Consider the following 18,117-nt stretch of genomic DNA (forward strand, 5'->3'; position numbering starts at 1 on the left):
TGCGTCAATAACGGACTACATCAACAATTAACCGCTAATTACTGGCTGTTTGTAAGCTTTTGGCGCGTTTATAATTCAGCGCTTCCTGAGGAACCGGAGTGACTTTCCCGGTTTCAAGCCAGGTACGCAGACGACTGGCATCAGCAAAGTGGGTCTGTTTTCCAAATGCATCCAGTACTACCAGCGCCACCGGACGATTATTAATCACGGTACGCATCACCAGACAGTGACCGGCATTATTAGTAAAACCGGTTTTGGTCAGCTGAATCTTCCAGTTTTCACGAAACATCAGATGATTGGTATTACGAAAAGGTAACGAGTAAGCAGGGTTACTGAAAGTTGCGGTATCTTCTTTCGTGGTGCTGAGCGTTCCGAGTAGAGGATACCCCTTCGAAGCGACCAGGAGCTTAGTCAGATCCCGGGCAGTTGAAACGTTGTTGATTGATAACCCCGTCGGTTCAACAAAACGCGTTTTCGTCATTCCTAAGCTTTTTGCTTTGGCATTCATCGCCCGGATAAAGGCCGCATAGCCCCCAGGATAATGGTGAGCAAGACTTGCAGCCGCTCTGTTCTCTGATGACATCAACGTCAATAACATCATATCTTTGCGGCTGAGTTCGCTATTAAGGCGAACACGAGAATAAACCCCTTTCATTTCGGGAGTCTGGCTGATATCCACCTTAATCTTTTCATTCATGGGTAATCCGGCATCAAGTACTACCATCACCGTCATCAGTTTGGTAATAGAGGCGATAGAACGTACGTTATCCGGATGGCTGGAATATAAGACCTTATTGGTCTGTAAATCGATAACCATCGCGCTACCAGACGCAATTTCTTGCTCAAGAACCGCTTTTTGGACAGTGGATTTAGCCGCTTCTACCTGCGAGGCAAAAGGCGCTGTCATCATGAGGGCCAGGCTAAACAAAGATAAACGGATTTTTTTCGGCATGGTGACACTTCTGTGAAAATGTTCAAAGTAACGGCCCGCGCTTGTGTATTCGCCGAAATGGCGTCCCGTGGCGGTGCGTAGAAAATAATACTCTGACACCAAGTAACATCGCCAGCTAAGAATTGAGCCAGCCTCGCAAACTGGAGGATATTTTGTATATCTTTGTATCTGAATAGAATGTCTGCGGTAATTTTTCAATCAGTGTTGCCGTGGTAACAGGAGGTCAGTAGTCTATAATCACGAATATTCTTTCGCTGATGGAGATCTCCCGGTTCCATGGATATCAATGGACTTATTGCACAATATGGCTACCTTGCCGTTATCGTCGGCAGCATTGCGGAAGGTGAAACCATCACGCTGCTGGGCGGTGTGGCCGCTCATCAGGGGTTGCTGAAGCTGCCCTTAGTCATTGCGGCAGCGGCGTTTGGCGGTATGGTAGGCGATCAGATACTCTTTTTCATCGGCCGCTACTTTGGTCAGTCTATTCTGGCGCGCTTTCCGCGTTATCAGGATAAGATTGAGAAGGCACAAGCGCTGATCCGACGTCACCCTTACTTATTTGTGATTGGCTGCCGGTTTATGTATGGTTTTCGTATTGTCGGGCCAGTCATTATTGGCGCCAGCAGGCTCTCTCCCGGTATCTTTATCGTACTGAATATTATAGGAGCCATCGCCTGGGCATCAATATTTGTGAGTCTGGGTTATCTTGGCGGCGAAATTATTTATCCGTGGCTTGAGTATTTAGACCACCATGTAAAGTATGCCGTCTGGGTTATTATTGTTCTGGCCATTGTAGTCGCCATGAGATTCTGGTTTAAATCACGTAACAAAAAACGTTAATCACTGTGGTTTGATGTAAATAACGAACCATGCTTTAATCTGAACTTCGGCGAAAATTTAAAAATTGTCAGTCGAAGTTCAGATATCTATCATTAAAAGATAATAAACCATCGTTCGGGAACCCGGCCTAACAAAATCACATCTTGATTTTTCGATATAATATAAACTTGATTCATAATATGTATCTTTGATTCATAGTCCGCATTACTTGTTATATAAAGGGTTGCATCGTCAAATGGAACCCTATCGGGTATATAAATATTCGGGGACCAATTTCCATTATAAAGATCAATATGGATGTGGCTGTTTTTTTCTAACGCCTCGCTAATCTGAAGTTCTGCTATGCTTTTACCATTGATAAAATTCAGTTTTATAAAATCATTACTTATAGATATCTCCCTTTGCATTTTCATTGAAAGATACCCAGGGTCTGCGACATCATTAACCTTATACAAATAATCAATGCCCCAATCATCGGCATGATCTTCACCTGAAAAAGCTTGTTTAAATTCTACCGATTGCTCCATCGTTCTGTTCCAGACATTCCCTGCAAACCATGTACAATTTGTAACCGGAGTATACACACCTTGTTGTCCGGCCCCTGGAGACATATTAAAATTCTTAGCTATTTCAGTACTTTCTTCATTTAGTTCAGATATTATTTCATTTTCAAGAGCAGCAAATTGTTCTGGCGTTATTTTTAAACAAAATTGATAGGCAAAGCCTCTTTCTGGACGATCGTTACTTTTATTTTTAGTAAAACCAAGACCCTCATGATACCCATATCTATGGCTATTTGAATTAGTCACATTTTGGCTTTCAAAAACAATAATCCATGCATGTCCTAAGCTCCCCCCACCCAGAATCTGATTTAATGCTTTTACCACTGCTTTTGCTCTGGCATTTCTGTCATCGGGGTAGGCGGACGCAGCCTCATCGGCAATATCGCAAATTGCGTCCAGATCTGTAGGCTCAGGCTTTCGATTAGAACGCAGACAAATTTGTGGATAACCTACAGAAGGATCGCCTTGCGGCATAATATGCGATTCATCTTTTAGATTAGTTAATGCTTTCGTTAAAACAAACCCATTAATATCACTCATAATTAATAACTCCATCTCACTAAACATTCAGAGGATATACATCCTAGAAATAATTAATAATAAAACACAGAGAAAGAATTAAACACGTAATGACCTCTATCTTTATTACCGAAAGATAATAATCATTTTTGATCATAATAAAGTTTCACGCATAAAAGGATAGACAGTATAGGAAAACGAGTAACGCGCAATGAAATAATAGAATTTCAAACTCTTGCTGAGTCTAATAATTTCCAAGTATAAAAACAAAGATACCTGTCACAAAACACTTAAAATGCAGATTAATTTAAATAGACTATTTAATGACATCAAAAGGATTCTGCGTGAGGTAGCAGTCTCTTACGATCATTTGCAGAAAAAATAGGATCAGCTTACTGATACAAAAGAAAAAGTGTAGAATAAGCGGCACTATGCAGGAGTCTAAATGACCATTAAAGAACATGATTTTCGCAAAATTGATTTAAATTTGCTGATTGCATTTACGGTACTGTTTCGTGAACAGAGCGTCTCCCTGGCTGCGGATAAACTGCACCTCGGGCAGCCTGCCGTCAGTGGTGCCTTAGCGCGCCTGCGAGAAATGTTTGACGATCCGCTGTTTATTCGTAGCGGTCATCGTATGCAGCCTACGGCACGAGCCTGCGAACTACATCGTGAATTAATGCCCCTGCTCGAACAGCTACAAAGTACCCTGTTTCATCCTGGGGAGTTCACCCCCAGCGCCGCGACCACCAGCATCACGCTGGGGATGAGCGACTGGCTGGAAATGTGGTTAATGCCGACGCTACTGCCCGCGTTAAAACAGAGCGCTCCGGGTCTGCATATTCATGTCGTCACCAGTACACCGCTGACCGATATGCAACAGCTGGAAGGGGGAGAACTGGATATGGCGCTCAGCGTCACCCAGCACAGCGCCCGCTGGCTTGAGAAAAAACCGCTAGTCGAAATGCCCTACCAGGTGCTGTGGAACCCACAGCTGATTAATGTCACTACGCCGTTAACTCTTGAGGATTATGTCGCCTGGCCACATATTCAGCTCAGTAATCGTGAAGCGACCAGCAGTCTGTTAGACCGTGCGCTGGATAAACAAGGTATGACCCGTCATATCGATTACACCACCGCCCATTTTGCTTCTCTGCCAAGTCTCGTTCAGCAAATGCCGGTGATGGCTACACTACCCGCGGCATTAGCGGCCCGATGGCAGCAAGATTTTGCGCTACAGAGCAGCCGATTGCCGCTGGACGTTCCCATGCTTGAGGTCGCTTTGCTCTGGCATCAGCGCCACAATAGTGATACCACTCTGATGTGGCTGGCTGAGACTATCCAGCAGCTGGTCGCAGAAACTGAGACGCTGTTATAGTTTGCCAATAACCTGGGCAATATCAGCGGCACGTTTAAGCGTGCGAATTTCGGTAAATAGCTCCGTCGCCTCACTGTACTCTTTACGCAAATAGCCTAACCACTGTTTAATACGTGCCACATGATACATACCCGTATCACCCTGTTTTTCTAACTGGCTGTATTTTTTCAGTAATTTCACCACCTCCTGCCACGGCATCGGGGGTTCGCGGTATTTAATCACTCGGCTTAAATTGGGAACGTTAAGCGCGCCACGACCAATCATTACCGAGTCACAGCCGGTCGCGGTCATACAGTCCTGAGCGCTTTGCCAGTCCCATATCTCACCGTTGGCCACCACCGGGATCGACAGGCGCTGACGAATTTCACCGATCGCCGCCCAGTTGATTCGCTCGGCTTTATATCCGTCTTCTTTGGTACGCCCGTGTACGACCAGTTCGCTGGCTCCCGCCTGTTGAACAGCATCGGCAATCTCAAACTGACGCGCCCCGCTGTCCCAGCCCAGGCGGATTTTGACCGTGACGGGTAGCTCAGCCGGTACTGCAGCCCGCATGGCTTTCGCCCCCTGATAAATCAGCTCTGGATCTTTAAGCAACGTAGCCCCACCGCCACTGCCGTTGACCAGTTTTGACGGACAACCACAGTTTAAGTCCACACCCCAGGAACCCAGTTCCACAGCACGAGCGGCGTTTTCAGCCAGCCACTGGGGATGCTGTCCAAGCAATTGTACGCGCACCAGGGTTCCGGAAGGTGTCCGGCTGGCGTGATGAAGTTCAGGGCATAATTTCAAAAAGGATTTAGCAGGTAACAGTTGATCAACTACTCGCAAAAATTCGGTGATACAGAGGTCGTAATCATTCACCTCCGTCAAAAGTTCCCGCACCAGCGAGTCAAGAACACCTTCCATTGGCGCCAGCAGTACACGCATGAATTTATCCAAAAAAGAGGAGCCTGAAAGGCTCCTTATATAACGGTCAGAGAGGACAATATAGCATTTCCTCTCTGTTTTTATTGGCTCATCAGGCTGAAGCAGGTTTCCGCGGAGCACGACGACGCGCGTTATCACCCGCAGGTTTTGCACCACCTTCACTACGGCGTGGCGCATGCTGACGGTCACCGCTGGAATTACCGTTTGAGCTACGGCGAGGTTGTCCGCCTTGAGGACCTCCACGTCCGCCATGACCACGACCACCGCCGCCACGCTGCTGACGACCGTTAACGATAGGTTCAGCCGCAATAGACGGGTCAACGTCATAGCCAGGCAAAGCCATACGCGGAATTTCGCGTTTTAATAAACGTTCGATATCACGCAGTAATTTGTGTTCATCGACACAAACCAGTGAGAGTGCTTCACCCGTTGCCGCCGCACGTCCGGTACGACCGATACGGTGAACATAGTCTTCCGGCACGTTCGGCAACTCATAGTTAACCACATGAGGCAGTTCTTCGATATCGAGACCACGGGCAGCAATATCCGTTGCCACTAGCACACGAATACCGCCATCTTTAAAGTCAGCAAGCGCACGAGTACGAGCGCCTTGGCTCTTATTTCCGTGAATAGCAGATGCCGTGATACCGTCATGCTGTAGCTGCTCAACCAGGTGGTTAGCGCCGTGTTTGGTACGGGTAAAGACCAGCACCTGTTGCCAGTTACCGGCACCAATCATCTGTGACAGCAGCTCCCGCTTACGCTTTTTATCAACAAAATGGACATGCTGGGTAATTTGCTCGGAAGCGGTATTGCGGCGGGCAACTTCAACTTCTTCCGGGTTGTGCAACAGTTTCGATGCCAGAGATTTAATGTCATCGGAGAATGTTGCTGAAAACAGTAAGTTCTGACGACGAGCAGGCAGTTTTGCCAGCACGCGACGAATATCGTGAATGAACCCCATATCGAGCATACGGTCAGCTTCATCCAGAACCAGAATCTCAACGCTGTCGAGTTTCACGGCATTCTGATGTTCAAGATCCAGTAAACGACCGGGAGTCGCAACCAGCACATCAACGCCACCACGCAGTTTCATCATTTGTGGGTTAATACTCACCCCGCCGAAGACCACCAGCGAACGAATATTTAAATACTGGCTGTATTCACGCACATTCTCACCAACCTGAGCGGCAAGCTCACGGGTTGGCGTGAGGATCAGGGCTCGTACCGGACGACGTCCCTTCTGTTGCGGCGCGCTATCCAGCAGACGCTGCAACAAAGGAAGAGTAAAACCTGCCGTTTTACCGGTACCCGTTTGAGCACTGGCCATCAAATCACGCCCTGCTAATACCACCGGAATTGCCTGGCGTTGAATTGGCGTAGGCTCGTTATAGCCCTGCTCTTTCACCGCACGCAAAATATCGGCGTTCAGGCCGAGAGAATCAAAAGACATAGGAACTCCAGAACCGCCCTGACCGCTTTCACGGTGTAGTTTCCAGGGGGAACATCAGGCACCAGCAGTACGCTGGTGAAAGAAAGGGGCACAAACCACGGTGCCGACTGCGGACACTATAACATTTTTTGTGATCTTACGCATATATTCTCATTCCACAGCCATCAGCCACAGAATCATCATCGGAGTGGGTAGATAAGATAAATTGACTCAGCTTAATGAAAACAATGTCTTGATTATTAATAAACCTATATCAAAAAATAATAGTCTGTACACTGAAGATTATTGTAGATAACCCAGCATAACACTTTACTATCATTAGTAACAAAACGTGGCACCTCTGTGCCACGATGATTTAAATATGTCCTGAATATATTGCGTCAGCTTAAACTTCAGGGCTGGGATGATATAGCAATGTCTTTAGCTACCTTCCCCCAAAGAAATAACTCTACATAGGTTTCGGGTATTTTTAATATCGCCTCTCGAGACCCTCCGAAAGGTGTTTTTTCCAGCCATGCGTTTTTGAGTTCATTTGCTATCGTTGCTATCAGACACCTTTCCGGGCCGGCACTATTGCTAAATTTTTCATTTAAGGTCGCAAAAATATTTTCTATCGGGAAAGGCCGCCCGGATTCACAGTTAAACCGTAAACCCTCGCGACAGAATGTCTCCGTTGATACTTGACTGTGTTCTTGATGTAGGGTTACACGGGGCCCTCCGGGACTATCAGAATATGAACGAACAACATCCCTTACCCTCTTTTCCAATGAGAAAATGCTCTTTCTTATCGTGTGTTCTTGAGAGTCAGACAGTGTGGCAGTCTTCTTATAGTCAAGCAGGGCAACAAAAGTCTCTCGCTGTTCGTAGCAAAAATTTGGATCATGTCGAACAATACAGCTTTTAATCGCTGACCGAAGATCGAAGGTGTTTTTATTGGTGAATAGAGCGCTGATAAAACCCTTAGTAAAAAAAAAGTGATTTTGATCTTCTATTGATGCAAGCGGGTTATAGGTGTTTTTTTTCAGAATGGCATTATCACCTAATTTTTGAGTCAGCTCCTCATAGTTATCTTTGAAATTGGAATGATCGCGATTATTCCAATAGTTATTTATATCTGTCAGCATTTGATTGTATGAAGATTCTAAATTTAACCCAATCATTAACGTTTCCCTTTGCCCACACTAAAAAGAGGGTTACTATAAGAATTGAGTAGTTTATTTCTTTCAAAAAATGACTATACGCATCAAGTCACAGATATGTTGGCTTAACTCTGCTTCTTTGTTTTATCTCATCATCGTTCATCGCACCCATCGGGACGGCTAACTCACGTATCTAAAGCATCAGCAAAAGAAGCACCACAGGAGTTGGACAGGTCAGGTAAATATACTTACTCTTAATGAATCAATTTCTTGATTTTTAAGAAATCGGCATCAAAAAAATGGTGGTCTGTTTATCACGGATTACTACAGAGGTATCAGTCAGAAAAGATTCAGGTTATCTCTCTGCTAAAGGAAAGCATGCGATGAACAGTAAAAAAGTGATTGTTGCCATTATCGTTGTAGCAGTCATTCTGGCAGCTGGTTCTTGGGGCTGGAAAACCTATCAGAACCAGCAAACTCCCCATCTGACACTGTACGGTAATGTTGATATTCGTAGCGTTAATATGAGTTTTCGGGTCACCGGACGTCTGGCTGCTCTGGATGTGGATGAAGGAGATATTATCAAATCAGGCGAGCCGTTGGGGTTGCTGGACAATGCCCCATTCCAGATTGCTGTTCGTCAGGCACAAGCCAATGTTGATGCAGCTCAGGCACAATATGACTTAATTATTGCCGGTTATCGTGACGAAGAGATTGCTCAAGCGGCAGCCCAGGTCGACAGCGCCCAGTCGGCCTATGACTACGCACAAAGTTTCTATCAGCGTCAGCAAGGTATGTGGGCAACGCGTGCGGTCTCTGCCAATGATTTACAGAATGCACGTGTCGCCAGTGAACAAGCCAAAGCAGCCTTAACTGCCGCGAAAGATAAGTTACGTCAATACCGCAGCGGGAATCGACCGCAAGAAATAGCCCAGGCTCAGGCCGTCCTTCAACAGGCTAACGCTCAACTGGCACAGGCCCAGCTTAATTTACAAGATACCACGCTGCTTGCTCCGGCAGATGGCACGATTCTGGTTCGCAGCGTCGAGCCCGGGACGCTGCTTAATGCCGGTAGCACCGTTCTGACTCTGGCCCTGACGCGCCCGGTATGGATACGCGCCTATGTCAGTGAGGCTAATCTTGGTCAGGCGCAACCCGGACGAGAGGTACTAATTTATACCGACAGTCGTCCTGATAAGCCCTATCACGGGAAAGTCGGTTTTGTCTCACCGACCGCAGAATTTACGCCAAAAACGGTTGAAACACCGGATTTACGCACCGATCTGGTGTATCGCCTGCGGGTCATTGTTACTGATGCCGATGATATTTTACGTCAGGGTATGCCCGTCACCTTAGCCTTTGACGACGGTACGGCCCATGGCCAGCACTGATAACCTGATTCGTTTGCAAGGGGTGGCCAAGAGCTTCCCCTCACTTCAGCATCCCGCGGTTTACAGTCTCGACTGTGAAATTTATGCCGGAGGTGTAACCGGGCTGGTGGGGCCGGACGGTGCGGGGAAAACTACGCTCATGAGAATGCTCGCCGGTTTGCTCGCGCCCTCTACAGGTCAGCTATCCGTTGCCGGGTTTGATCCAATTAAAGACGATCGCGCTTTACACGCTATTCTCGGTTATATGCCACAAAAGTTTGGTCTCTATGAAGATCTGACGGTGATGGAAAATCTGACGCTCTACGCAGAATTACGTGATGTCGCAGACGACGTCCGGGAAGCCACCTTTCAGCGGCTATTAAAATTTACCTCACTGGAACCTTTCACCGAGCGGCTGGCAGGAAAACTGTCCGGTGGTATGAAACAGAAACTCGGTCTGGCCTGCACTCTGGTGGGGCAGCCTAAAGTATTACTGCTTGATGAACCCGGCGTGGGCGTTGACCCTATCTCCCGGCGCGAATTATGGCAGATGGTGCACGAACTGGCCGATGAGGGCATGCTGATCCTCTGGAGCACGTCTTATCTTGATGAAGCGGAACAGTGCCGGGAAATTCTCTTAATGAATGGCGGTAAGTTACTTTATCAGGGGGCACCGCAAAAACTCACCCAGAAAGTGGCTGGTCGTTCATTACTGGTTAGCCATCCCGGTGAGAATAATCGTCAGCTGATGCAACGTTTACTCAAACTTGAACAAGTGACAGATGCCGTGATTCAGGGTCATGCGGTTCGTTTAATGCTGGCCAGAAATACCGGAATTGACGAACTATCTCAGGCTATTGATTTGCCCGGCTTACAAATCATTGAGACCACGCCACGGTTTGAAGATGCCTTTATCGATTTACTCGGGGGGATGGCGCTTAATGAATCTGCGCTGGGAAATATGTTGCAACCCTTGCCACACAATCCCGATGAAACAGTGATTGAAGCCAGAACGCTAACGAAGAAATTTGGTGATTTTGCTGCCACTGACCATGTTTCCTTTGCTGTTAAGCGGGGAGAGATTTTTGGCCTGCTTGGGCCGAATGGCGCCGGTAAATCGACAACCTTTAAGATGATGTGTGGGTTAATGGTGCCCAGCTCTGGAGATGCACAAGTTCTGGGAATGGACTTGAAAAAAAGCTCCGGTAAAGCACGCCAGCATCTGGGCTATATGGCGCAAAAATTTTCCCTTTACAGTAATCTGACTGTGATGCAGAACCTGCTTTTTTTCTCCGGTATTTATGGTCTTCGCGGAAAAAAACAGTCAGAAAAAATAGAGAATATGTGTGAGGCTTTTGCCTTTCATGACATCGTAAATAGCGTCACCGAGTCTCTGCCACTAGGATTTAAACAACGTCTGGCACTCGCCTGCTCGATGATGCACGAGCCAGATATTCTGTTTCTTGATGAACCCACATCAGGCGTCGACCCTATTACTCGCCGTGAGTTCTGGCTGCATATTAATAGCATGGTTAACAAAGGCGTCACCGTGATGGTGACGACTCACTTTATGGATGAGGCAGAGTATTGCGATCGTATTGGTCTGGTTTACCACGGTAAGCTTATCGCGACCGGTACCCCGGATGCGCTGAAACAGCAGATTGCAGACCAGGAAACGCCCGACCCGACGATGGAACAGGCCTTTATCGGACTGATTGGTCAGTGGGATAAGGAGCACAGCCGTGAGCCGTCATAATCCTCTGCTGTCATGGCGACGTGTACGCGCGCTTTGCATCAAAGAGACCCGACAAATTATTCGCGATCCCAGCAGCTGGCTGATTGCGGTAGTTATTCCTTTGCTCCTGCTGTTTATCTTCGGCTATGGTATTAATCTTGACTCCAGCCGTTTACATGTTGGTGTTCTGGTTGAGCAACAAAATGGTGACGCCATTGATTTTACCCATACTATCAGCGCCTCTCCCTTCATTCAGCCAACGATCAGTGATAACCGTCAGCAGCTGACTCAGCTGATGCAAGCCGGTAATATTCGGGGTCTTGTGGTTATTCCCCCCGACTTTAATCAGAAAATGGCGCGTCCTGGCGATACCGCCCCTATCCAGATAATCACCGATGGTAGCGAACCTAATACCGCTAACTTTATTCAAGGATATATGGAAGGTATCTGGCAAATCTGGCAGCAACAACGCGCGGAAAACCGAGGAGAGGTATTTGAACCCTTAATTGAGGTACAGACTCGCTACTGGTTTAACCCTGCGGCGATTAGTCGACATTTTATCATCCCCGGGGCCATCACGATTATTATGACGGTGATCGGCGCTATTTTAACCTCGCTGGTTATTGCCCGGGAATGGGAGCGTGGAACGATGGAGGCTCTACTTTCGACACAGATAACCCGCACCGAGTTATTGCTGTGCAAATTACTGCCCTACTATATTCTGGGTATGCTGGCGATGACGCTGTGTATGGCAGTCACCGTATTTATTCTTGATGTGCCCTGGCGCGGATCGCTGTTATTACTGTTTGTCACCAGTAGTCTGTTTTTACTCAGTACTCTGGGAATGGGACTATTGATTTCGACCCTGACGCGTAATCAGTTTAATGCAGCCCAGGTCGCGCTTAACGCGGCTTTCTTACCCGCTATCATGCTATCGGGTTTTATTTTTCAGATAGACAGTATGCCTGCCATTATTCGTGCAGTGACTTATATTATTCCTGCCCGTTATTTTGTCAGTACCTTGCAGAGTCTGTTTCTTGCCGGAAACGTCGCATCCATAATGATTATTAACACGCTGTTTTTGATGGCGGCCGCGGTGATATTTATCGGCCTGACGGCTTTAATGACTAAGCGTCGGCTCGAGTAGGAGAAGAGATGTTTTATCGTTTATGGACCTTAATCCGTAAAGAACTACAGTCACTGTTACGTGAGCCTCAAACACGTGCGTTATTAATTATACCCGTTCTGGTTCAGGTTATCGTATTTCCTTTTGCAGCGACGCTCGAGGTTACCAATACCCGTATTGCTATCTTTGATGAAGATAATGGTATCCACTCTGTTGAGCTCACCCAACGTATTGCTAAGGCGAGTGCTTTTAGCGAGATACTATTATTAAATAGCATCGCAGAAATCACACCAGTCATTGATAATCAGAAGGCGCTGCTGGTCATCCGCTTCCCGGAGCATTTTTCTGGTAATTTGACACAGCTTCACCCTACAACCTTGAATATCGTGCTGGATGGTCGTAACTCAAACAGCGCTCAAATAGCGGCTAATTATATTCAGCAGATAGTTAAAGAATACCAGCAAGAATTAGTAGCCGGTCAGCCGAAATCCAATAACAGCGAACTGATTGTCCGTAACTGGTATAACCCAAACCTGGATTATAAATGGTTTGTGGTGCCCTCTTTAATCGCACTGATAACCACCATTGGTATTCTAATTGTCACTTCACTTTCAGTCGCCCGTGAACGTGAGCAGGGAACGCTGGATCAGTTGATTGTTTCGCCGCTCGCGACCTGGCAGATTTTTATTGGCAAGGCTATTCCTGCTCAAGTAGTGGCGCTGGGCCAGGCCACTATTGTATTAGCGGTGGGTATTTGGGGTTATCAGATCCCCTTCTCAGGTTCACTGCTGCTGTTCTATTTCACCATGATTATCTATGGTTTTTCACTGGTAGGGTTCGGGCTGCTGATTTCGACACTCTGTTCAACGCAACAGCAGGCTTTTATTGGCGTGTTTGTGTTTATGATGCCAGCCATTCTGCTATCAGGATATGTTTCTCCGGTCGAAAATATGCCCGTCTGGTTACAGGATATCACCTGGGTGAACCCTATTCGGCATTTCACCGATATCACTAAGCAAATCTACCTGAAGGATGCGGACTTTGGAGTTATCTGGCATAGCTTGTGGCCGCTACTGGTGATAGCGGCCACAACGGGATCAGCGGCGTACTGGCTGTTTCGGCGAAAAATTGCCTGATTTCTCTTTATGGACCAGGGAATAAATAGCGGGACCCGCTATCATCGCCAGACCTGCGATACTCAGTAATAAAGGACTGTGTACCACTCGTGATAGCAACCAGAGGGCTATCAACGCGGTTCCGAAATACCAGGTGGTGGTTAACTCTTCGAGAAAATCACCAATATCCCGTAGCGTACCGCTACGAAAGCGTTGAAAGGCAAACATCAAAATTACAGTGACGATGTAAAGCAGACACAGTCCAATCCCGACCGGGATCAAGGAGGCCGTTTTCCAGCCAACCAGCAACGCACCGATAACCGCAAGATGCAGCATAATCTGCCAGCAACTTAACCCGGTTGTTACTCGTATCCGTTGTTGCCACTTCATATTCTCTCTCCTGCATTCTTTCTCACTGATATTCAGAGTACGCGAGTGTACGGAAAAATCATCCACATGCGTCCCTTTTGTGACAAAAATTACATTTTATTTACCAAAAAAGTGAAAAATATGGCGCCGGACACAATATAAAGAACAAATTTCACTCGTTTTCACAGCTGTTATCGCACTGGATCTCCCCTTCTCATCGCTCTTTAAGCCAACAGGTCCCCCTGATTCGCGGGAAATGACGACAATCCCTGTAAGCCATCGGCCATCGCTCTGACTGGCCCGGGCAGCTAAATATCAGAAATATTTTATTACTTATTAGCATAACGATAATCTTCAGATTATATTTTTCTGCTACACAAGATGATTAATGCAGTTGCCGCTATTAGTTTTTATTTATCAATGTAATAATAGTTAATGGCCTGGCGGAGTGGAACATAGCAATGAATGAGAGTGAGAAACAAAGTAGTAGTTTATTTGATAATGACCCCATTCTTTATGCTACATGGCTTTATTATCAGGATGGTCTCAGTCAAACCGAGGTTGCCAATACGATGGGGATCTCAAGAGTCACTGTCGTAAAGTATCTGCAAACTGCCCGTGAAAAAGGTTATGTTAATATTAGTCTTGACGCCAAGTCATTTTCATCTATTGAACTGGCTATCAATATAAAAACCAAGTTTAATTTATATAATGTTATTATTATTCCTGATAGTCATCAGGATAATGACAGCATAGATAATGCCGCGCGTCGTGAGCATCTGGCTCGCGCTGGCGGTATGTATTTGAGTCAGGTTGTCGAGGATAACGATCTGTTAGGTGTGGCATGGGGACGAACCATTCATAGAATGGGGCATATTATGTCACCTAAACCCTTAAATAATGTCACAGTATTACAAATGCTCGGTTCAATGCCTGCTCAGCCTGATTTTACGACGATTGAGTCTTCGTCATTGATTGCAAACAAATTTTCTGGCAGTTGCGTCAATCTTCATGTCCCGGCAGTGGTATCAAGTGCCTCACTGGCAGCGGAATTACAGGCTGAACCTATCATTCAGGCGAACTTCTCCGCATTGAATAAATGTAATAAAGCATTGTTTGTCGTCGGTAATGTGCAGGATGATAATCCGTTGATCCGCAGTGGTGTACTCTCTAAAAATGAGATGCGGATTTATCGTGAACTCGGTGCTGTCGGGGTTATCTGTGGTCGTTTTTATGATAAAGATGGCAATCACATTCCTGCTGAAGTCGACCTGCGCATTTTAGGGATCAGCCTGGCTCAGCTCCGCAATATTAAACGTCGTATTTTCCTTGCTGTAGGTGAAGAAAACTTTACGGCAACTCTCGGGGCAATTCGTGGCGGCTATGTTTCTGACCTGATTATTGATGAAGCAACAGCGTACTATCTTAAAAACTGTCAATCATAGCCATAAGAAAAAGGATTTCTTGTATAAGAAATCCTTTTTCTCAGCCTGCATTTTAATTTTATTAGTCAGCTATTGGTTTTTAAACCATAGGTTTTAAATTTATCATTAACACGCCGCATTTCAGCAGCCGATAGTACCGGGACATCCGCGGTTATCGAAAGTATTTTTAAGTACATATTTGCCAGAACCTCTACTTCATTTGCCAGCCATAATGCTTTTTCTAAATTGACTTCCATAGTAATCATACCATGGTGCTGCATCAGTAAAGCTTTGCTGGTTTTAATTCCAGACTCAACACTGTCAGCCAGCTCAGAACTACCAAAAGTTGCATAAGGAATACAGGGAACGGTGTTGCCCCCCGTAACAGCAACCATATAATGAATTGCCGGAATAGCGTGATTCAGAATTGAAACCGCTGTGGCATTCACGGCATGGTTATGTACCACGGCATTCAATTCCGGACGAGCATGATAACAGGCAAGATGAAATAGCCACTCGCTCGAAGGGACTTTATTCGCTTCTGCTTTCCCTTCATAACTGACAAAAACAATCTGGTCGGGGGTCAGTTTATGGTAGGCCACACCGCTCGGCGTAATCAGTATACCGTTCTGGTAGCGAGCACTGATATTTCCGGAAGTCCCCTGGTTAAGCCCGAGGCGTGACATTTCAAGACAACTATCAATGATTTCTTGCGCTAAACGCTCTCTGTTCATGGCAAAAACCTTATCAGGTGAGTGATTGAGGGAGCCAGGATCCCTCAATACTAATTAATCATGCTCAGGAAAGAGCGCTCGCAATGCGGATTCATTCGCCTGACAGACACCACGTTCAGTAATCAGCCCGGTGATTAATTCTGCTGGCGTGACATCAAAGGCAAAGTTTCCACAAACGGTGCCTTCAGGCGCCGTATTTACCCAGCTACGTTTGCCGGAAGCATCAATCCCATAAACATGAGATTGCTCTTCACCACTGCGTTCCTCAATAGGGATCTCTTTTACGCCATCATATACGGTAAAATCGATAGTCGGCGACGGCAGGGCCACATAGAAAGGAACATTATTTGCCTTCGCTGCTAACGCCTTAAGATAAGTACCAATCTTATTGCATACATCCCCCCGGGCAGTGGTTCTGTCGGTGCCAACAATACACATATCAACGTCACCATGCTGCATTAAGTGCCCACCGGCGTTGTCAGCAATCAGGGTATGCGCCACACCATGCGATCCCAGTTCAAAGGCCGTTAGTCCGCCTTGATTACGTGGCCGTGTTTCGTCTACCCAGACGTGAATATCAATCCCCTCTTCATGCGCCATATAAATAGGTGATAACGCAGTTCCCCAGTCAACCGTTGCCAGCCAGCCAGCATTACAGTGGGTCAGGATATTTACCCGCTCACCTTTCGGCTTACCGGCGGCAATTTTACGAATAATTTCCAGACCATTACGGCCTATACTCTTACAGAGTTCAACATCTTCATCGGCGATTTCACTGGCAATACGGTATGCCGCAGCCTGGCGCTCGGTTTCCGGTAACTCGCTGAGCTGAGGACAGATTCGGTCGAGTGCCCATTTTAAATTAATGGCTGTCGGACGGGTGACGACCAGAGTGTCATAAGCATGTTGCAGGTTTTCATCACTGGCATCCTCTTTCATGGCCAGTGCCACACCATAAGCGGCCACAGCACCAATCAGCGGAGCGCCACGGATCCACATATCTTTAATCGCTGTCGCTGCCAGTTGCAGAGAGGTCAGTTGGATAACTGCCAGCTCAAAAGGCAGCTTGGTTTGATCGAGGACTTCAACCGTATAACCATCCTCTGCAAGCCAGACCGAACGGTAGTGGGTTCCTTTAATCTTCATAAATACCTCTTAACACGCGGATGCATAAAGTTTGAGTTGTGTAAAATTGGTATGCACAGAGGCATTAACAATCAGTTCCCGGGCCATTTTTAATGCTGAGCGCTCACATTGTGCTCTGAGACTGGCATCCATAATGGTTTTAAAATCAGCGACGCCAGCAAAGCCAATAATACGGCGGTTCATTTCCAGCCCCGCATTGACCAGGGTGTCTTCTAATAATGTTTTGAAAAAGTCATCCTGGGCGCGCTGCAATAACTTATACCCATGGCGCTGATACAGAGTATGGGGATAAGCTTCACCACTTTGCTTATCACTCCAGAGCTGACGGAATACCTGCTCAAATACCGACCATGTTTGTTCAATTTGCCCTAATAACCAGACCTGGTAATCCTGACGACGACGGATATCAGGCTGCAGTCCAGCTTGAGAAAAATAGGCCAGATACAGGTTGCCGATGTAATTACCAATATCAAATGCCATTGGCCCCATAAAACCGAATTCAGGATCGATCACTTTGCTATCAGTTGCCGAAACCATGATTGAGCCAGAATGCAAATCTCCGTGTAACAGAGCCTGGGCTTCAGTCATAAATTTGTATTTATATTTCATCGCAATATGAATAACATCGACATCCTGCCAGAGGGCATGAACATCGTCATCCAACTGCGGAGAGGTCCAGTTATTTCGGGTTGCATCAAAATAAGGTTCAGTGAAGATTAAATCTTCAGTAATTTTGCAAAGTTCATGGTTGTTAGCAAAGTTTGCTACTAAAGCTTTCTTCTCTACCGCATCCATACCGATATCCGAAGTATGGAATAATGTTTTTGCCAGGAAATACCCTATCTCTTGCTCAAGGCCAGGCTGTTTCTCACCCGCAATCAGTTTCTTTCTTAAAATAATATGATCGGCAAGATATTCCATCGCAAAAATGGCCATCTGTGGATCATAAAAATAGACCTCTGGTACCAGAGCATTTCCGGCATATTTGTATTCTTGCAATAAAACATTATATTCAAAAAATGCCCTATTAATGGAAAGCTTCCAGCTTTCCCCGGCAGCACGAACATAGGGTAATGCCTGTTTGACGATAATCGTTCGTTCGCTACCGGAGACAATAAACACCAGATTTAAATTACCATCACCCACTTCTGTGACCGTCCAGGATTCAGGCAAACCACCCAAAATTAAATCCTGCGGTAATTTATCACTTAAATAGTCAGGTAGGGTTTCACATGTTTGAGGCATGTAGCCATCAGGTATAGTGTTTGTCATAATACCACTCGACTTAATCATCAAAAATTAAACTGATTAAAGTGGCCATTAATAT

Annotated in this window: 16 protein-coding genes; 7 read left to right on the top strand and 9 right to left on the bottom strand. The window is 46.2% G+C overall.

Annotation, left to right across the window (positions count from 1 at the left end; all coding sequences use genetic code 11):
- Nucleotides 1-34: 34 nt before the first annotated feature.
- Complete coding sequence (pbpG, locus tag M2387_RS06945; RefSeq protein WP_259048102.1) at nt 35-952, bottom strand: D-alanyl-D-alanine endopeptidase; 918 nt, start codon at nt 950-952, stop codon at nt 35-37.
- A gap of 276 nt (nt 953-1,228) precedes the next feature.
- Between pbpG and M2387_RS06950 the strand changes: the two genes are divergently transcribed.
- The gene (locus M2387_RS06950) at nt 1,229-1,792 is read left to right on the top strand and encodes a DedA family protein (RefSeq protein ID WP_259048103.1); all 564 of its coding nucleotides are present in this window, start codon (nt 1,229-1,231) and stop codon (nt 1,790-1,792) included.
- A 92-nt stretch (nt 1,793-1,884) separates the two neighbouring features.
- Here M2387_RS06950 and M2387_RS06955 read toward each other — a convergent pair whose 3' ends face one another.
- Nucleotides 1,885-2,895, bottom strand: a complete 1,011-nt coding sequence (locus M2387_RS06955) for a hypothetical protein (RefSeq protein WP_259048104.1) — start codon at nt 2,893-2,895, stop codon at nt 1,885-1,887.
- A gap of 424 nt (nt 2,896-3,319) precedes the next feature.
- On the opposite strand from M2387_RS06955, the gene M2387_RS06960 reads away from it, so the two are divergent.
- Nucleotides 3,320-4,252: a LysR family transcriptional regulator gene (locus M2387_RS06960; RefSeq protein ID WP_259048105.1), complete on the top strand. Its 933-nt coding sequence runs from the start codon at nt 3,320-3,322 to the stop codon at nt 4,250-4,252.
- Here the strand turns inward: M2387_RS06960 and dusC are convergent.
- From dusC to M2387_RS06975, 3 genes are all read right to left on the bottom strand, one after another.
- Nucleotides 4,247-5,179 (bottom strand): tRNA dihydrouridine(16) synthase DusC, encoded by a 933-nt coding sequence (gene dusC, locus M2387_RS06965; protein WP_259048106.1) that lies wholly within the window; start codon nt 5,177-5,179, stop codon nt 4,247-4,249. The genes M2387_RS06960 and dusC overlap by 6 nt on opposite strands.
- 91 nt (nt 5,180-5,270) lie before the next feature.
- Entirely contained in the window at nt 5,271-6,632 is a 1,362-nt protein-coding gene (gene rhlE / locus M2387_RS06970) for an ATP-dependent RNA helicase RhlE (protein ID WP_259048107.1), read from the bottom strand.
- 392 nt (nt 6,633-7,024) lie between these two features.
- Nucleotides 7,025-7,792, bottom strand: coding sequence for a hypothetical protein (locus tag M2387_RS06975; RefSeq protein ID WP_259048109.1), 768 nt, complete (start codon nt 7,790-7,792; stop codon nt 7,025-7,027).
- 362 nt (nt 7,793-8,154) lie between these two features.
- On the opposite strand from M2387_RS06975, the gene hlyD reads away from it, so the two are divergent.
- From hlyD to M2387_RS06995, 4 genes are read left to right on the top strand one after another with little or no spacing between them, the layout of a single operon-like run.
- A complete protein-coding gene (gene hlyD, locus M2387_RS06980; protein ID WP_259048110.1) occupies nt 8,155-9,162 on the top strand; it encodes a secretion protein HlyD in 1,008 nt (335 codons plus the stop codon).
- Nucleotides 9,149-10,897, top strand: a complete 1,749-nt coding sequence (locus M2387_RS06985) for an ATP-binding cassette domain-containing protein (RefSeq protein WP_259048111.1) — start codon at nt 9,149-9,151, stop codon at nt 10,895-10,897. Before hlyD ends, M2387_RS06985 begins: the two co-directional genes overlap by 14 nt.
- Nucleotides 10,884-12,023 carry an ABC transporter permease gene (locus M2387_RS06990; protein ID WP_259048113.1) on the top strand — a complete coding sequence of 380 codons (1,140 nt, stop codon included), beginning with the start codon at nt 10,884-10,886 and terminating at the stop codon, nt 12,021-12,023. Before M2387_RS06985 ends, M2387_RS06990 begins: the two co-directional genes overlap by 14 nt.
- 8 nt (nt 12,024-12,031) lie before the next feature.
- Entirely contained in the window at nt 12,032-13,138 is a 1,107-nt protein-coding gene (locus M2387_RS06995) for an ABC transporter permease (protein ID WP_259048114.1), read from the top strand.
- On the opposite strand, the gene M2387_RS07000 is transcribed toward M2387_RS06995, so the two are convergent.
- Nucleotides 13,100-13,507, bottom strand: coding sequence for a YbhQ family protein (locus M2387_RS07000; protein ID WP_259048115.1), 408 nt, complete (start codon nt 13,505-13,507; stop codon nt 13,100-13,102). The genes M2387_RS06995 and M2387_RS07000 overlap by 39 nt on opposite strands.
- Before the next feature lie 440 nt (nt 13,508-13,947).
- On the opposite strand from M2387_RS07000, the gene M2387_RS07005 reads away from it, so the two are divergent.
- Entirely contained in the window at nt 13,948-14,931 is a 984-nt protein-coding gene (locus M2387_RS07005) for a sugar-binding transcriptional regulator (protein WP_259048116.1), read from the top strand.
- 65 nt (nt 14,932-14,996) lie between these two features.
- On the opposite strand, the gene M2387_RS07010 is transcribed toward M2387_RS07005, so the two are convergent.
- The 3 genes from M2387_RS07010 to mtnK are packed head-to-tail and all read right to left on the bottom strand — an operon-like array spanning nt 14,997 to nt 18,035.
- Nucleotides 14,997-15,644, bottom strand: coding sequence for an L-fuculose-phosphate aldolase (locus M2387_RS07010; protein ID WP_259048118.1), 648 nt, complete (start codon nt 15,642-15,644; stop codon nt 14,997-14,999).
- 54 nt (nt 15,645-15,698) lie between these two features.
- Nucleotides 15,699-16,790, bottom strand: a complete 1,092-nt coding sequence (gene mtnA, locus M2387_RS07015; RefSeq protein WP_259048119.1) for an S-methyl-5-thioribose-1-phosphate isomerase — start codon at nt 16,788-16,790, stop codon at nt 15,699-15,701.
- A 9-nt stretch (nt 16,791-16,799) separates the two neighbouring features.
- The gene (mtnK, locus tag M2387_RS07020) at nt 16,800-18,035 is read right to left on the bottom strand and encodes an S-methyl-5-thioribose kinase (protein WP_259048121.1); all 1,236 of its coding nucleotides are present in this window, start codon (nt 18,033-18,035) and stop codon (nt 16,800-16,802) included.
- Between the last annotated feature and the right edge of the window lie 82 nt (nt 18,036-18,117).

This window comes from Klebsiella sp. BIGb0407 (genome assembly GCF_024807845.1).
In the GTDB taxonomy this organism is placed as follows: Bacteria; Pseudomonadota; Gammaproteobacteria; order Enterobacterales; family Enterobacteriaceae; genus JGM124.

Coding starts and splice junctions, on each gene's coding strand:
- M2387_RS07010 (WP_259048118.1), bottom strand. CDS start 15,644: ATGAACAGAGAGCGTTTAGCGCAAGAAATCATTGATAGTTGTCTTGAA.
- M2387_RS06985 (WP_259048111.1), top strand. CDS start 9,149: ATGGCCAGCACTGATAACCTGATTCGTTTGCAAGGGGTGGCCAAGAGC.
- M2387_RS06995 (WP_259048114.1), top strand. CDS start 12,032: ATGTTTTATCGTTTATGGACCTTAATCCGTAAAGAACTACAGTCACTG.
- M2387_RS07005 (WP_259048116.1), top strand. CDS start 13,948: ATGAATGAGAGTGAGAAACAAAGTAGTAGTTTATTTGATAATGACCCC.
- M2387_RS06960 (WP_259048105.1), top strand. CDS start 3,320: ATGACCATTAAAGAACATGATTTTCGCAAAATTGATTTAAATTTGCTG.
- M2387_RS06975 (WP_259048109.1), bottom strand. CDS start 7,792: ATGATTGGGTTAAATTTAGAATCTTCATACAATCAAATGCTGACAGAT.
- mtnK (WP_259048121.1), bottom strand. CDS start 18,035: ATGCCTCAAACATGTGAAACCCTACCTGACTATTTAAGTGATAAATTA.
- M2387_RS07000 (WP_259048115.1), bottom strand. CDS start 13,507: ATGAAGTGGCAACAACGGATACGAGTAACAACCGGGTTAAGTTGCTGG.
- M2387_RS06950 (WP_259048103.1), top strand. CDS start 1,229: ATGGATATCAATGGACTTATTGCACAATATGGCTACCTTGCCGTTATC.
- dusC (WP_259048106.1), bottom strand. CDS start 5,179: ATGCGTGTACTGCTGGCGCCAATGGAAGGTGTTCTTGACTCGCTGGTG.
- pbpG (WP_259048102.1), bottom strand. CDS start 952: ATGCCGAAAAAAATCCGTTTATCTTTGTTTAGCCTGGCCCTCATGATG.
- rhlE (WP_259048107.1), bottom strand. CDS start 6,632: ATGTCTTTTGATTCTCTCGGCCTGAACGCCGATATTTTGCGTGCGGTG.
- M2387_RS06955 (WP_259048104.1), bottom strand. CDS start 2,895: ATGAGTGATATTAATGGGTTTGTTTTAACGAAAGCATTAACTAATCTA.
- hlyD (WP_259048110.1), top strand. CDS start 8,155: ATGAACAGTAAAAAAGTGATTGTTGCCATTATCGTTGTAGCAGTCATT.
- mtnA (WP_259048119.1), bottom strand. CDS start 16,790: ATGAAGATTAAAGGAACCCACTACCGTTCGGTCTGGCTTGCAGAGGAT.